We start from the raw sequence: 15,257 nt of genomic DNA on the forward strand, positions 1-15,257 counted from the left end.
GTCCCTGTTCTCCCTAACCCGCGCGACCTAGCCCTGCCACCGGCGCAGCACGACCACGGCGTTGTGGCCGCCGAAGCCGAAGGAATTGCTCATCACCACGTCCACGTCGTGCGCCTGCGCCTCGTGGGCGACGAAGTTGACGGCGCGGTCGATCGGCTTGTGGCAGTTGACCGTCGGCGGCACGAGGCCGCGGTTGATCGCCATCGCGCCGACGATCGCCTCCACCGCGCCGGCCGCGCCGATCATGTGACCGGTCATGGACTTCGTGGAGCTGATCGGCACGCGCTCGGCGTGCTCGCCGAACACGGCGCGGATCGAGTCCAGTTCGGACTGGTCGTTGAACACGGTGCTGGTGCCGTGCGCGTTGATGTAGCCGACGTCCTCGGGTGTGAGGCACGCGTCCTCCAGCGCGCCGCGCATCGCGGCCCGCGCTCCCCGGCCCTCGGGGTGCGGCGCGGTCCAGTGGTGCGCGTCGGACGTGGCGGCGTACCCGGCGACCTCGGCCAGGATCGTCGCACCGCGGGCCAGCGCGTGCTCGGCGGACTCCATCACCACGATGCCGGACCCGGAGGCCATCACGAACCCGTCGCGGTCCTCGTCGAACGGCCGGCACGCCTCGGTCGGCGCGTCGGTGCGGGTGGACAGCGCCTTGGCGTTGCCGCTGCCCGCCATGTCCACGCGGGTGAGGATGTTCTCCGCGCCGCCCGCGATCACCGCGTCCACCACGCCGTAGCGCACCCAGCGGGCCGCCTCGCCGATCGCGTCGGTGCCGGACGCGCACGCGCTGCTCAGCGCCCGGGTCGGCCCGGTGACGCCGAACGCCAGGCTGATCTCGCCCGCCGCGCTGTCGATGGCCCCGGTGACGGGCGCGAACGGGCTGACCGCGCGCGGGCCCTTCGCGCCCAGCACCACCACGTGCTCCCCGAGGGACTGCATGGGCCCGTAACCGCTGCCGATGAGCGCGCCCACGCGGTGCGCGTTGTCGTCGGTGATCTCCAGCTTCGCCGTGCCGACCGCCTCGGACGCGGCGGCGAACGCGTACTGCGCGTACGGGTCCATCCGCCGGACCTGCTTGTGGTTGAGGTACTTCTTCGGCTCGAAGCCCTTGACCTCGCCCGCCAGGTCGGTGGGCAGGTCGGAGGCGTCGATGACGGTGACGTTGCCGATGCCGCTGCGCCCGGCGACCAGCGCGTCCCACGTCTCGTCGGCGGTGAGGCCGACCGGGGACACCACGCCCCAGCCGGTGATGACGACCCGCCTGCCGTGTCGTTCAGCCATGTGCTGCTCCTCGCTCCAGTCGGGGGTCAGTCGGCGGTCGGGAACGCGCCGCCGAGCTGGTGGTCGGCGAACAGCGCGTCCTCCAGGCGCGTGGGGACGTTGAGGACGACGACTCCGCCGTCCTGCGCGCGCCGCCAGGCGTCGGCGACGTCGGCGCGCAACGACCCCTTGGTGACGGCCACCTGGTGCACGCCGCGCAACGCCGGGGCTTGCGCGGTGACGGCGTCCGGGTCGACGAGCGCCGTGCCCGCGAGGTCGCGGTTGTGCGGGCCGAGCTGGGAGTGCAACCAGCCGTAGCCGCCGTTGCGCAGCACCACGTACAGCAGCCCGGGGCCGGGCGACCCGGAACCGAGCGCGACGGCCGTCGGCAGGTCGGCGTCGAACAGGGCGAACGCGCCGTCGCCGACGAACGCCACCACCGGCCGGTCGCCCGCCGCGGCCCGCACGCCGATCGCCGCCGCCGCGCCGAACCCGAGGCTGGTCTGCTCGGACGGCACGACCGAGCCCGCGCCGTGCGCGCACTCGAACCGGGGGAAGCTGTAGGACCACATGTCCTGCAAGCCGTTCTCCTGCACCAGGACGCGGTCCGCGGGCAGTTCGGCGTCCAGCGCGGCCAGCACCTCCACCACGTGCAGCTCGGGCTTCGCGGCGAGGGCGGCCAGCTCGCGACGGTGGTCGGTGCGCAGCCCGTGGTGCACCTCGTTCACCCGCTTGGACCACTCCACCGGCGCGCTGTCCACGACCTGCTCCAGCCAGGCCGCGCACACGTCCGCGCCGTCGCCGAGCACGACCGGCCCGGCGTACCGGGTGGCCACGCCCGCCGCGTCCACGTTCACCTGCACCACGGGCACGGTCGTGCCGAGCTCGTCCGCCCAGCCGTAGGTCGCGGTCTCCTCCAGCCTGCTGCCGAGCACCACCACGCAGTCCGCGTCGGCCCACAACGCCTTGGCGCGGTCCGGGGCGTACAGGCCCGCGAGCCCGATGAACCGCACCGACGACTCGTCCACCACACCGCGCCCGCTGGCCGTGCAGGACAGGGCCGCGCCGACGCGTTCGGCGAACCGCTCGACCACGCCGTCCGCGTTGCGGTGCCGCATGCCGCCGCCCACCAGCACGATCGGGCGCTGGGCGTTGCGCAGCACGTGCAGCGCCGCCGAGTCGGCCGCCACCGAGGCGGAGGTGGGCCGTTCGACGGGCGGCGCGGGCGGCGGCACGGGCACGTCCACCGCCAGCAGGTGGTCGGGCACCTCCACGTACACCGGGCCGGTAGCGCCGGACGTGGCCACGAGCACGGCCCGCCGCACGGCGGGCGCCACCCGGTCGGGGTGCTCGACCCGGGTCGCGGATTTCACCAGGGGTGCGACCACGGCCTGCTGGTCGAGCTCCTGGAACGCGCCGCTCCCGCGCCGCTCGGCCGCCGTGCCGCCGGACAGCAGCAGCACGGGCGCGCCGGACGACGACGCCTCCAGCAGGCCGGTGACGGTGTTCGTCACCGCCGGGCCCTTGCCGACGAGCGCGACGCCCAGCGCGCCGGACCGCAGCGCGTACCCCGTGGCCATGAACACGGCGTTGCGCTGGTCCCGGCACACGACCAGCCGCACACCGGCGGCGTGCAGCGCGTCGAGTGCGTGCAGGTCGTCGTCGGGCAGGCCGAACACGACCTGCACGCCCGCCTCGGCCAGCAACCGGGCCACCGCGTGCCAGGCGCCCCGGACGTGGTTGCCCGGGGAAAGCGGCACGGACAGCGGTTCCACGTCGATCACCCCCATCTCCTCCCCGCCCGTCAGGCCGTGCGGCCGGTGGTGTCGGACGCGGCCAGGCGGTCCGCGCCGAGGTGGTCGGCGACGGCCTTCGAGATCAGCAGCGGCTCGGCGTGGCGCTTGCGACCCAGCGCGGCGTAGTTGGCGCGGATGCCCGTGCCGCCGAACGGCGCGTTGCCGTCCTCGATGTCGATCACGGTCTCGTTCACGCTGACGGTGTGCCGCCGGCGCAGCAGCTCGACGGTGCCGGGCAGGTCGCCGTAGACCGTGGCGGCCATGGCCCGCTCCTGGAAGTACTGGTGGTCGAGCATCGGGTGCAGCCAGTCGGTCGAGGTGAACGGCACCACGTTGAAGATCGGCGCGAACAGCTCCGGCGGCGTGATCTTCGTGTCGGCGGGCCGGATCAGCACGGTCGGGCTGAGGTGGTCGTCCACGAAGTTGACCTCGCCGCCCGCCGCCAGGTGCTCGCGGCCCGACCGCAGGTAGTCCAGCGAGGCGTCGAACGCGTCGAGGTAGAACATGTGGCTGTAGTCGGCGTTCGGGTCGTCGAACCGGCCGTAGCGCAGGTTGTCCACGCGGCGGCACAGCAGGTTGCAGAACTGGGCGCTGATCGACGTGTGCACGAACACCACGTCCGGGCCGAAGCAGTCCTGCCCGGAGTTGAGCATCCGCACCCGCAGCAGGCCGTCCACGGCCTTGGGGATGTCGGCGTCCGCACCGACCACGAACGGGTTCACGCCCTGGCCGAAGTACAGGAAGAGCTGGTCGCGGCGCAGGCCGGCGCGGATCTTCTCGGCGTTCTTGAACGTGCCGGTGAACACCAGCACGTCCGAGCGCGCGCCCTCGCCTTCCATGAACTCGCGCTGGTCGCTGTCGTCCATGACGATCGGCAGGTGGTGCACCCCGGACAGCAGCTCGTGCAGCTTGAGCAACTGGTCGGAGATGCGCCGCGACGGCCGGAACACGACGCGTTCGCTGTAGAGGCTGGGGATCGCCAGGTACAGCACGTAGCTGTAGAGCGGGATGTTCGACGGCATCAGCACGCCGATCTGGCCGATCGCGGGCGGCCGGTACCGGGCCATCTCGGCCGCGGCGCCCTCCAGGGCGGCGATCGAGGCGTCGATCTCGCCGTACGCGGTCTTGTAGCTCATCACCTGCGTGAGCAGGGACATCACCTCGGGCCGGCGCTCGCGCAGCAGCCGGGCGAGGTCGGTGAGCCGGGCCAGGCGGTCCGGGAACGGGATGGCCGACGGGTCCGCGTCGCCGTGGGCACGGGGGAACACGCCCTTGACGCCTTCGAGGGCCACGGTCGAGGCGGCGATGTCGTGCAATGCCCGCAGGTCGACCTTGCCGTTGCCGTTGAGGGGCAGTTCCTTGAGCACGACCACGCGGTTGGGCTGCTCGTGCGCGGCGACGAAGCGGGACACGGTGCGCTTCCAGTGCGCCACGGGCTGCTCGGCCGGGTCGGTGATGACGAAGACGAGCTGGGTTCCGCGCTGCTCGTCCTCGACCGGGATCACCCGCACCGGCGCGCCACACGCGCCCGCCTTCTCCGCGATGGCGTCGGGGTAGAGCGTGTGGCCGAAGCGGTGCACGGCCGACTTGCGGCCGAGCACGCGGAGCTGCCCGTCGGGCGTGAGGTAGCCGATGTCGCGGGTGTGGAACTCGCGGCGCTCGACCTCGCGCACGCGACCGCCCGGTTCGAGCAGGCCCACCATGATGTCCGGCGTGCGGACCACGACCTCGCCGACCTCGCCGGGCGGCACCGCGTTGCCGACCGGGTCGCGCACCTCCACGGTGACGCCGTCCAGCGGCGTGCCGCAGTACGTCGGGTCCTGCGTCGAGGACAGGGCGATGTTGCCCGCTTCGCTGCTGCCGTAGCCGTCGAGCAGCGTGGTGGCGAAGCGGGTCTCGAAACGGGCGCGCAGCTCGTCGCGCAGCGGTTCGCCGCCCACGCACCACATGCGCACCGAACCCAGGTCGCGGGTGTCGCGGCGGGTGACGACGCGCAGCATCGTGTCGTAGGTGGCGGGCACGGCGTCCACGACCGTCACGCGCTGCCGCGCGATCACGTCCAGCGCCTGGTCGACGCGCCGGCTGGGGGCGATGACGAGGGTGGCACGGGCGTTCCACCACAGCAGCAGCATCGACAGGCCGTACTGGTGGGTGAACGGGAGCAGGGGCAGCAGCACGTCGGACTCGACGTACCCCATGCGCCGCTGGGTGCGCTCGACGTTGCGCAGCACGGACGCGCCGGAGCGCACGATGCCCTTGGGCTTGCCGGAACTGCCGGAGCTCCACACCACCAGCGCGTCGCGCCGCTGCGCCCACCGGTCGAAGGTCAGCCCGGGCGTCCCGGTCACGGGCACGTCGAGCGCGGTCTTCACCAGGGCGTGCAGGTCGAGCAGGCCCGCCGCGATGCGGTCGAACGCCGGGTCGGCCTGGTCGGCGTCGGTGACGAACCAGCGGGCGCCGGAGTCGACGACGTGCTCGGCGGCCTGCGCGGGTGGCAGGCCGGGGTCCACCACGCCGACGGAGACGCCCAGTTCCATCAGCGCGAACAGGACCACGACGAAGTCGTCGGAGTTGCGCGCGGACAGCACGACCCGGTCGGTGTCGCCGACGCCGCGTTCGCGCAGGACACCGACGAGCGCGTGGCTGCGTTCGGCGACGTGCGCCAGGGGTGTTTCCCCGCCGTGTTCGTTGACAAGCATGGCTCTGCCCTCGTTCCTCGTTCTTCGGACACCCACCGGGGCGTGGAGGCGGTGTGGACCCGGTCCGGCGGCACGCGAGAACCCGAGGTGGGCCGCGGTGACCGGGACCGCCCGGACAGGCGTGGGCGGCTCACGAACCGAACGTGAGCCGAGGCTTTCGGACACAATTCACCCGCGACCGCACGCGGGGTGCCGGAATGGGCGCGTGAGCGCTAGGAGGAGGGCCGCGCCGCACGTGGCGCACGCGTCGGACGCGGTGGGTGCCACGGGCGCGACCACTGCCCACGAGTCGGTGGAACACCCGGCGGCGCGGTCGCGACCACGTCACCCGAGTGACCACCGGAAGTGCTCGCCTCACGTTTGTCCGCACCGCACACCGCGTTCCCGAATAAATCCGGAACAGCGGTGTACGGGCCCCTGGGACAGGAGATCGTATTCACTGCCGTAGTCCTTGATGGAAGTTCGCGCGCGGCCGGCGGACCACGCGTCACGGGTACTGCGCACGCCTCCGGAGTACCGGTAGGCGTGCTGCACCCCTCTGATCTGCGCAGACTGGGGGGTGGCCGATCGACGAACGGGCTCGTCAACTTCTAACAGGTAGCGAGCAGTTCCCGTTCATCGGCACCGCCAACCTTGGCAACGGGGACGGGGGATCACAATCAGCCGATTGGCGCAGCAGGCCGGAAAAATCGCGCCAAAACGGCGAACCAGAGCGCCGTTCGCATTGTTGGACGCGGCAAACTAGCGATCACCGGAAGAAGTGTCAAATCGAGCGAAACAGGCCTTCGGACGACCTTCGGAGTTCCGAGACACCCCAGTGCCGCCGTAACATGGCGATATAGGACGCGTATAGAGGGGCCTGCCGAAGCCGGACAAGACGATCTTCACGTTAACTCGGTCGACAGGTTCCGCACCGGGGGTCGCGCACCACCCGGCGCACCGATCGAGACGCACTCGCCGATCGGCCCGGAACCCACCTGCGCGTATCCGAAGCACAACCCCTAGAAATGGGTGACGAACATCGGCCCGCACATCACGCCGGTTGACGCAGCGTGGCGAAGCCCGCCAGACTTGTCCGGTTTGCACGGTAAGATCGACCGTCGCCGTCACGAGGCGACATCGGCGCGACGACCGCGGCACCGTCCGTCGTGGACCTCCACATCGGACGAACGCGCGGCGACGACCGCCGTGGCACGGCTCATCGGCGGTCGTGGGCGTTCTACGGCGGCGGGCTCAAACCTTCGCCGGGCAGCCACCCGAGGTCGAGGGCCGCCCGGTCACGTCGTCACGAACGCGGGGCGGCACCTCGGCCCTCGGGGGGAGGCGTGGTCCCACCGGCCTCCGCCGCTGACGCACCGCCGTCGGTCGGCTCGGCGGCGGTCGGCTCGACGTCCGACGAGTCAGCCTCCGCTGTCCCGGCCTCCGCCGTCCCGGCCTCCGGGGAGCGCTCGACACCCAGCGACCACGGGCCCGCGAGCGCCGCGAGAGCCGCCACGGCGGTCACCACCGGCGCGGCGACCGCGGCCACCACGCCCGCCGTCACCGGGATGTCCAGCACCGGCTCGCCCTCGGCGTTGCGCACCACGACCCGGCGCGTGTTGCCCTCGTGCACGAGCTGCTTGACCTTGTCCGCCAACGCCTCGACCCCCGGCGCCTGACGACCACCCTGCTCCGCCATGTCGACCCCCTTCGCCGACCATCCTGCCCGGAGCCGGTCGGTCAGATCCAGTCACGCCGCTTGAACAGCCCGTACAGGCCGGCCGACAGCAGCAGCATCGCGACCGTGGACGTCCAGAACCCCCACACCTGGTCGGAACCCGGGTACGGCACGTTCTGGCCGTAGAAGCCGGTCACGGCGGTCGGCACGGCGATGATCGCCGCCCAGCCGGTCACCTTCTTCATGATGAGGTTCAACCGGTTGCCCTGGAGGTTGAGCTGGATGTCGCGGATCGTCGCCACCATGTCCCGCAACGACTCCGTCCACTCCGAGGCGCGCAGCACGTGGTCGTGGACGTCCTGGTAGTAAGGCGTCATCCGGCTGTCCACCACGGCGTGGTCGCGGCGCATCAGGCCGCTGAGCACGTCGCGCATCGGCAGCACGACCCGCCGCAGGGTCACCAGGGACTTGCGCATCGCCAACGACCGCCGCTGCACGTCGGGGTCGTCGGGGCGCTCGGTGAACACCAGCTCCTCCAAGCCCTCGATGTGGTCGTCCAACGCCTGCACGGCGTCGAAGTGGCTGTCCACCACCACGTCCAGCAGCCCGTGCAGCAGGAACCCGACCCCGCTCGCGGCCAGGCTCGACGACTCGTCCCACCGCCGCGTCACGGCGGCCATGTCGAACCGGTCGTCGTTGCGGACCGTGATCAACGCCCGCGGTGTCACGAACGCCGACAGCTCCGCGGTCGTCAACCGGCCCGACGCCTCGTCCAGGCTCACCGCGTACGCGTTGAGCAGCAGGTGCGTGTCGTACTGGTGCAGCTTGGGCCGCTCGTGGTTCTCCAGGGCGTCCTCGACGGACGTCTCGTGCAGGCCCAGCTCCTCCACCAGGACCGCCAGGTCGGACTCGGACGGGCCGCACAGGTCGAGCCAGACGATCGCACGGTCGTCCCGGAGCCACCGGGGCACGTCGGCGTCCGGGACGTCCTCCTCCGCGAGCGCGCCGTCGCGGTACAGGCGGTTTCGTGGCACCTGGCCAACAGTAGCGACGGACCGCCTCGGTCGCGGGCGCGACACCCGGTCATCCGTGGAGCTATCCGATCACTCGATGTGGAGCTATTTTTCCGGTACGGTTGCTCCATGGCGAACCCCGGTGCACGACGGCAGGCGCGTGGCGAGGTCGAACAGCTGCCGAGCGGGTCGTTGCGGGTCAGGGTGTACGCGGGCGTCGACCCCGGCACCGGCAAGCGGCGGTACCTCACCGAGACGGTGCCGGCCGGGCCCGCGGCGCGACGCGAGGCGGAGACCGTCCGGGTGCGCCTGCTGGGCGAGGTGGAGGCGCTGCGCGACCCCGGGGCCGAGCAGCGGTCCGCCCCGCCGGCCGAGGTGCGCCGACGCGGGCGCAAGAGGGGCGAGGTGACCGTGGCGGCGGTCGCGCGGCTGGCCGGCGTGTCCGCGCCGACGGTGTCGAAGGTGCTCAACGGGCGGCCCGGCGTGGCGGCGACGACCCGGCGGCGGGTCGAGGCGACGCTGCGCGAGCACGGCTACCGGCGACCGGAGGCGGTGGTGCGGGCGCCGAACGTGGAGGTCGTGTTCTTCGGCATGCAGAGCTACCTGGCGGTCGAGGTCATGCACGGCGTGGAACGGGTCGCGGGCGCGCACCGGCTGGCCGTCGGGTTCACCGACGCGGAGCGCCGGCAGGCGACCGGCGGGTCCTGGGCGCGCGACCTGCTGTCCCGCCAACCGTACGGCGTGGTGGCCGTGCACCTGGGCTTCGCGACCGAGCAGCTCGGCCTGCTGGCCTCCAGCGGCATCCCGCTCGTGGCGCTGGACCCGACGGGCGAGCCGGACCACTCGGTGCCGTCGGTCGGCGCGACCAACTGGAGCGGGGGCATCGCCGCCGCCCGGCACGTGCTGTCGCTGGGCCACCAGCGGGTCGCGGTGATCGCCGGTCCGGCCGAGCGGATGTGCGCCAGGGCCAGGCTCGGCGGCATCCGGGCGGCGATGGACGAGCTCGGCGTGCCCCTGGACGACCGCCTGGTGCGCATCGGGCGCTTCTCGTTCGAGGACGGGCACGACCACGCCCGCGAGCTGCTGCGGCTGCCCGACCCGCCCACCGCCGTGCTGTGCGGCAACGACCTCCAGGCGCTGGGCGTCTACGAGGCCGCACGGCAGGCGGGGGTGCGCGTCCCGGACGACCTCAGCGTCGTCGGCTTCGACGACATCCCGGCCGTGCGCTGGTGCGGCCCGCCGCTGACCACGGTGCGGCAGCCGATGGTCGAGATGGGCGCCGCCGCGGCCGAGCTGGTGCTGGCCCTGGCCGCGGGCCGGACGCCCGACCAGACCAGGGTGGAGCTGCCGACCACGCTCCTCGTCCGGGACAGCACCGCGCCGCCGCGGTGAGTCCACGCGGCGGAACACCGGCTGCGCCGATCATGTGAAGTGCGAATTGTTTCCGACTTTTATCGAAACCTTTCGGTCCGCACGCCGACCACGAAGCCGGACATCACGGGTGATCCGCCGGGCGAACGACCGAAGTGCCGTTCCGGCGAACCCGATGGGTCCCACCGCGGACGACGGCCTCGGTGCGCCGGGCTGAGTAGTGTCGGGCACTGGCTCGCCCGGGGTCGGGAGCAGTGCCGGACCGCTGACGAGCAGGTCGACCGACGGATGCCCCGGCGCGGAGTCCGCGGTGCCGCGGTGGTCCGGGAGCCGTGGCCGGTCGGGGTGGCCGGAGGGGAGGCCGACTCTCTCTTCCGAACGCCACAGGAGGCACGACGATGTGCGGAATCACCGGCTGGGTCTCGTTCGACCGCGATCTCACCCGGGAGAGGGAAGCGCTCGAAGCGATGACGCGGACGATGGCCTGCCGCGGCCCGGACGCCCACGACACGTGGTTCGAGCGGCACGCCGCGCTGGGCCACCGCCGGTTGGCCGTGATCGACCTGCCCGGCGGGGCCCAGCCGATGTCGGTCCGCACGCCGAACGGCGAGGTGGCGCTGGTCTACAGCGGTGAGGCGTACAACTTCGCGGAACTGCGCGACGAGCTGATCGCGGCCGGCGAGCGGTTCACGACGGTCAGCGACACCGAGGTGGTGCTGCGGGGTTACCTGCGGTGGGGCGCGGCGCTGGCCGACCGGCTCAACGGCATGTACGCGTTCGCGATCTGGGACGAGCGGGACCGCAAGCTGGTCATGGTCCGCGACCGGCTCGGCATCAAGCCGCTCTACTACTACCGCACGCGCGACGGGATCCTGTTCGGCTCGGAGCCGAAGGCGATCCTGGCCAACCCGCTGGCCGAACGGGCGGTCGACCTGGACGGGTTGCGCGAGTCGCTGGCGTTCACCTTCACGCCCGGCCACGCGATCTGGGCGGGCATGCGGCAGGTCGAGCCCGGCACGGTGGTCACGGTCGACGTCGACGGCGTGCGCGAGCGCACCTACTGGCGGTTGGAGACCCGGGCGCACGAGGACGACCTGGAGACCACCGTCGGCCGGGTCCGCGAACTGCTGGACGACACCGTGCGGCGGCAGCTCGTCGCGGACGTGCCGCGCTGCCTGCTGCTGTCGGGCGGCCTGGACTCGGGCACGCTCACCGCGCTGGCCGCGGCCCACCTGGGTGACGAGCGCGTGCGGACGTTCGCGGTGGACTTCATGGGACAGGCGGAGAACTTCCGGCCCGACGACCTGCGCGACACCCCGGACACCCCGTTCGTGCGCGACGTCGTGGACCACGTCGGCTCCGAGCACGTCGACATCGTGCTGGACCCGAAGACCCTGGCCGACCCGGAGGTCCGCCGGGCCGTGCTGACCGCCCGGGACGTGCCGACGACCCTCGGCGACATGGACCTGTCGCTGTACCTGCTGTTCAAGGAGATCCGGAAGCGGTCGACCGTGGCGCTGTCCGGCGAGTCCGCCGACGAGCTGTTCGGCGGCTACCGCCACATCCACACGCCCGAGGTGCAGCAGGCCCGCGCGTTCCCGTGGATCGCCTTCAACGTCGGCCCGCTGGACAAGGACGGGCACGGGCTGGACCGGTCGTTGCTGGACCGGCTGGCGCTGGAGGAGTTCCGGCGCGAGGAGTACGGGAGCGCGGTCGCCGACATCAAGCGGGGTGACGCCGAGGACGACCACGAGCACCGGATGCGGATCATGATCAACCTGCACCTCACCCGGTTCCTGCGGTTCCTGCTCGACCGCAAGGACCGGTTGAGCATGGCGGTCGGGCTGGAGGTGCGGGTGCCGTTCTGCGACCACCGGCTGGTCGAGTACGTCTACAACGCGCCGTGGTCGTTCAAGCACTACGACGGCCGGGAGAAGAGCCTGCTGCGCGGCGCGGTGAAGGACGTGCTGCCGGAGTCCGTGGCGTGGCGGGTGAAGAGCCCTTATCCGTCCACTCAGGACCCGTACTACGTGCGGCAGTTGCAGGTGCAGGCCAAGGAGCTGCTGGCCGACCCGGGCCACGGCGTGTTCGAGCTGGTCGACCGGGGCTGGTTGCGGGCCACGAGCGACCTGGAACCGGCGGCGGTGGACCGGGTGACCCGGCTCGGCCTGGAACGGGCGCTCGACTTCGGCGTGTGGCTGGACCTCTACCGCCCGGACCTGACGCTGGCGTAGCCGCGGGTGTTCCCTGTGGGTGCGCCGCCGGTCCCCCGGGCGGCGCACCCGCGGGACCGCCTGGTTCCCGGGGTTCTCCCGGGAACTCCCGGGGATCGGCCGGGCCGGGCGGTCAGGCTCGGCCCCATGACGATGATCGCCGTGCGCGGGCTGACCAAGCGGTACGGCCCCGACACCGTGGTGGACGACCTGTCGTCCACCGTCGAGGCCGGTCGGGTGACCGGGTTCCCCGGGACCGAACGGCGCGGGCAAGTCCACCACCACGCGGGTGATCTCGGGCCGGCCTCGCTCACCGGCGGCTCGGTCGCCGTCGGCGGGCGCCGCTACCGCGACCTGCCCGTGCCGCTGACCGAGGTGGGCGCGCTGCCGGACGCCGGCGCGGTGCACGGCGGCCGGAAGGCCCGTGGCCACCTGCCGGCGCTCGCGGTGGGCAACGGCCTGCCCCGGCGGCGGGTGGACGAGGTGCCGGCCCGGACCGGGCTCGACGGCGTGGCGGGCAAGCGGGCGGGCGGGTTCTCGCTCGGCACGCGGCAACGGCTGGCGTCGCGGCGGCGCTGCTCGGCGACCCGCGCGCTGATCTTCGACGAGCCGACCTGGTCGGCAACGCCGCCACCTACACCCCGCCCGGCAGCGGGGTGCGCATCGGGGTGGGCACGGGGAACGGCCGCGCCGTGCTGGACGTGGCCGACGAGGGCCCCGGGCTGACGGCCGAGCAGGCGACCCGCGTCGTCGACCGCTCCTACCGCACCGACCACTCCCGCAACCGCACGGGCAGCGCCAACGCGGGTCCGGGCCCGGCCCTCGGCCGGGGCGCGCGGTTCCGCCTCACCCTGCCCCTCGCCGAAGAGCACCGCGCACCCGTGGCACCACGCGAGGTGCGGAGGCAGGAACCGCGACGGGGTCTACCGTCCCCTGAACGGCCCGCACACGGCGCAAGGGAGACTTCGATGCACCCCACCACACCCGACGGCGACGGCTCCGCGGCGAACGCCGGGACGATGGCCGAACTGGACGACCTGCTGGCCGAACTCGGCGCCGGCCAGGTCGAGTCGCCGCAGGTCGTCGACGACCGCGTCCGGGCGCTGGTCGACGCCATCACCGCCGGAGCGGACGTGGACCGGGGTAGCGCACCGCGGGGCCCGGCACCGTTACCCGTGGTCGCGCACGGCATCGACGCCGACGGCGCGTTCTTCGACGCGTTCGACCCGGGCCGGGTGCGAGCCGTGATCGACGACAGCCTCGACGCCGCCATCGTCCAGGACGTCCTGCGACGCGGCGGCCTCGGCCTCGACGCCGGCCGCCTGGCCGAACCGGTCGGCGCGATCCGGGCCCGGTACGTCGAGGCCGACGCGGGCCACCCGGTCGATCCCGCCGACCCGCACCACCAGGTGGTGCGGGACCTGCTCGCGGACAGACCCGCGCTGACCCGCCTGCGTCACCTGGTCGGCGATCCGGACCTGGACGTCCCGTTGCCGCAGGCGGGCGCGGTGATCCGGTTCCTCGACGCCTACCCGCGGTTCTGGGCGGCCCTGGTCCCGAGGATCACGGCGATCAGGTTCGAGTCCCGCACCGCGGACGGCCGCGGCGGCGGGCTGTTCAACCTCCAGGACGACCGCGTGATCTACCTGTCCAAGCTGCGCGCCACCCCGCCCGGCGCCTACGTCCGCCTGCTGGTCCACGAGACCGGGCACGCGACGTTCGAGGCCATCCTCCTGGATGGCCACCGGATGCCCTACGAGCTGGACACCGACCAGGTCCGGCGGCTGGTCGGCAGGACCGACCCCGGCACCGGCCGCCTCGCGCGGCAGGTCCGGGGCTACTGGGACGCCATGTCCGACCCGGCCAGGACCTTCTACCGGGCCTGGCTGACGTTGCGCGCCGACCGGGGGCGGCACCTGCTCGGGCTGGACCTGTGGCAGGACCCGGCCGGCAACCGACTCTCCCCCGACCAGCGCCGCGGGTACCAGGCGGGCAACTTCGGCGAGTTCTGCGCCGAGGTGTTCATGCAGTACGCGATGGGCGACCTGCACCCCTACGTGGCGGCGGTCCTGGCCGACCACACCACGCCCGCCGACGTGCGCACCGCGTGGCGCAACGCCTGGCACGTGCTCGACGCGGTGGCCGCGCCGATCCTCGGCGAGCGCGCCGGGTAGCCGGCGGACGGCTCCCCGATTCCGGTTGACCGGCGGGAGAGACTGGGCGTGGCGCCGCGCCGTGGCCGTCGGAGATCCAGGGGGAGTCTTGTCGGAGAACGTCACCATCACCAACGCCGACGTGGTGCTGGCCGGTTCGCTGACCCTGCCCGACCGCGGCACACCGGTCCCGGGCGTGGTCATGGTCGGCGGGTCGGGGCCGTCGGACCGGGACAACGACACGCACTTCCCGCCGATCCGGAGGCACCTGGTGGACGCCGGGATCGCCGTGCTGTCCTACGACAAGCGCGGCGTCGGCGGGTCCTCCGGCGACTGGCTCGACGCGACGCTGGACGACCTGGCGTCCGACGCGGCCGCGGCGCTGGACCTCCTGCGCGCCCGGCCGGAGGTGCGCGGCGAGGCCGCCGGGCTGTTCGGCCACAGCGAGGGCGGCTGGGTCGTCCTGCGGGCCACCGCGCTGCGCGACGACGTGCCGTGGGTCGTCACCAACGGCGGCCCCGGCACGACCCCGGCCGTGCAGGACCGCTATGCGCTGTCCACCCTCCTGCGGCGGACCGGGGGGATCACCGACGAGGAGGTCGACGCCGCGCTGGCCGCCTACGACCGGGTCGTCGAGGCCGGCCGGCGCGACGCCGACCTCGCCGAAGCGTCCCGCCTCGCCCAGCACCCGCCGACCGCGTTCACCGCGCACGCGGCCGAGGTGGACGAGCACTACTGGGAGTTCCTCAAGCGCAAGCAGGACCACGACCCGGTGCCGGACGCGGTGCGCCTGCGCTGCCCGCACCTGGCGGTGTTCGGCGCCGACGACGAGCTGGTCCCGGTCGCCGAGAGCGTCCGCCTGTTCACCGAGGCCGCCTGCCACCGCGAGCGCCACCACCGGGCGACGCTGACCGTCGAGGTCTTCCCCGGCGCCGACCACCGCGTCCGCACCGACGGCGGCACCCGCCCGGCGCCCGGCTACCTCGACGCCCTGACCCGGTGGATCCTCGGCCGGACCGGTGACCACGCCTGACCCTTCCGCGCACACCCCGGGGACGGTCACCCCGCCTGGGACGGCCCGGACCCTGCGCAGCGTTG

The 15,257-nt window shown here is 73.0% G+C and carries 9 protein-coding genes and 1 pseudogene; 5 read left to right on the forward strand and 5 right to left on the reverse strand.

Annotated features, from left to right (window positions below; all coding sequences use genetic code 11):
• Nucleotides 1–27: 27 nt before the first annotated feature.
• From fabF to FHX81_RS05065, 5 genes are all read right to left on the reverse strand, one after another.
• The gene (gene fabF, locus FHX81_RS05045) at nucleotides 28–1,278 is read right to left on the reverse strand and encodes a beta-ketoacyl-ACP synthase II (protein ID WP_141975501.1); all 1,251 of its coding nucleotides are present in this window, start codon (nucleotides 1,276–1,278) and stop codon (nucleotides 28–30) included.
• A gap of 26 nt (nucleotides 1,279–1,304) precedes the next feature.
• Nucleotides 1,305–3,041 carry a thiamine pyrophosphate-binding protein gene (locus FHX81_RS05050; protein ID WP_246107636.1) on the reverse strand — a complete coding sequence of 579 codons (1,737 nt, stop codon included), beginning with the start codon at nucleotides 3,039–3,041 and terminating at the stop codon, nucleotides 1,305–1,307.
• Nucleotides 3,042–3,061: 20 nt separating this feature from the next.
• Entirely contained in the window at nucleotides 3,062–5,752 is a 2,691-nt protein-coding gene (locus FHX81_RS05055; RefSeq protein WP_141975505.1) for an aldehyde dehydrogenase family protein, read from the reverse strand.
• 1,285 nt (nucleotides 5,753–7,037) lie between these two features.
• Nucleotides 7,038–7,430 carry a DUF4342 domain-containing protein gene (locus tag FHX81_RS05060; RefSeq protein WP_141975507.1) on the reverse strand — a complete coding sequence of 131 codons (393 nt, stop codon included), beginning with the start codon at nucleotides 7,428–7,430 and terminating at the stop codon, nucleotides 7,038–7,040.
• 41 nt (nucleotides 7,431–7,471) lie between these two features.
• Entirely contained in the window at nucleotides 7,472–8,443 is a 972-nt protein-coding gene (locus FHX81_RS05065; protein ID WP_246107637.1) for a magnesium transporter CorA family protein, read from the reverse strand.
• Nucleotides 8,444–8,551: 108 nt separating this feature from the next.
• Here FHX81_RS05065 and FHX81_RS05070 point away from each other — a divergent pair, with 108 nt between their 5' ends.
• From FHX81_RS05070 to FHX81_RS05085, 5 genes and pseudogenes are all read left to right on the forward strand, one after another.
• The gene (locus FHX81_RS05070) at nucleotides 8,552–9,814 is read left to right on the forward strand and encodes a LacI family DNA-binding transcriptional regulator (protein ID WP_141975509.1); all 1,263 of its coding nucleotides are present in this window, start codon (nucleotides 8,552–8,554) and stop codon (nucleotides 9,812–9,814) included.
• Between the two features lie 377 nt (nucleotides 9,815–10,191).
• Nucleotides 10,192–12,027 (forward strand): asparagine synthase (glutamine-hydrolyzing), encoded by a 1,836-nt coding sequence (gene asnB, locus FHX81_RS05075; protein ID WP_141975511.1) that lies wholly within the window; start codon nucleotides 10,192–10,194, stop codon nucleotides 12,025–12,027.
• Between the two features lie 132 nt (nucleotides 12,028–12,159).
• Nucleotides 12,160–12,636 (forward strand): annotated as a pseudogene (locus FHX81_RS05080) (ATP-binding cassette domain-containing protein); the annotation flags it as partial.
• Between the two features lie 38 nt (nucleotides 12,637–12,674).
• Nucleotides 12,675–14,180 carry a histidine kinase gene (locus FHX81_RS40320; protein ID WP_170231847.1) on the forward strand — a complete coding sequence of 502 codons (1,506 nt, stop codon included), beginning with the start codon at nucleotides 12,675–12,677 and terminating at the stop codon, nucleotides 14,178–14,180.
• 88 nt (nucleotides 14,181–14,268) lie between these two features.
• Entirely contained in the window at nucleotides 14,269–15,192 is a 924-nt protein-coding gene (locus tag FHX81_RS05085) for an alpha/beta hydrolase family protein (RefSeq protein WP_170231939.1), read from the forward strand.
• The last annotated feature ends 65 nt before the right edge of the window (nucleotides 15,193–15,257 follow it).

Origin of the sequence: Saccharothrix saharensis, from assembly GCF_006716745.1 — a bacterium.
GTDB classification, from domain to species: domain Bacteria; phylum Actinomycetota; class Actinomycetes; order Mycobacteriales; family Pseudonocardiaceae; genus Actinosynnema; species Actinosynnema saharense.

Bases quoted from the DNA above. Each gene is read 5' to 3' on its own strand.
- fabF (WP_141975501.1), bottom strand. From the start codon at position 1,278: ATGGCTGAACGACACGGCAGGCGGGTCGTCATCACCGGCTGGGGCGTG.
- FHX81_RS05055 (WP_141975505.1), bottom strand. From the start codon at position 5,752: ATGCTTGTCAACGAACACGGCGGGGAAACACCCCTGGCGCACGTCGCC.
- FHX81_RS05060 (WP_141975507.1), bottom strand. From the start codon at position 7,430: ATGGCGGAGCAGGGTGGTCGTCAGGCGCCGGGGGTCGAGGCGTTGGCG.
- FHX81_RS05070 (WP_141975509.1), top strand. From the start codon at position 8,552: ATGGCGAACCCCGGTGCACGACGGCAGGCGCGTGGCGAGGTCGAACAG.
- asnB (WP_141975511.1), top strand. From the start codon at position 10,192: ATGTGCGGAATCACCGGCTGGGTCTCGTTCGACCGCGATCTCACCCGG.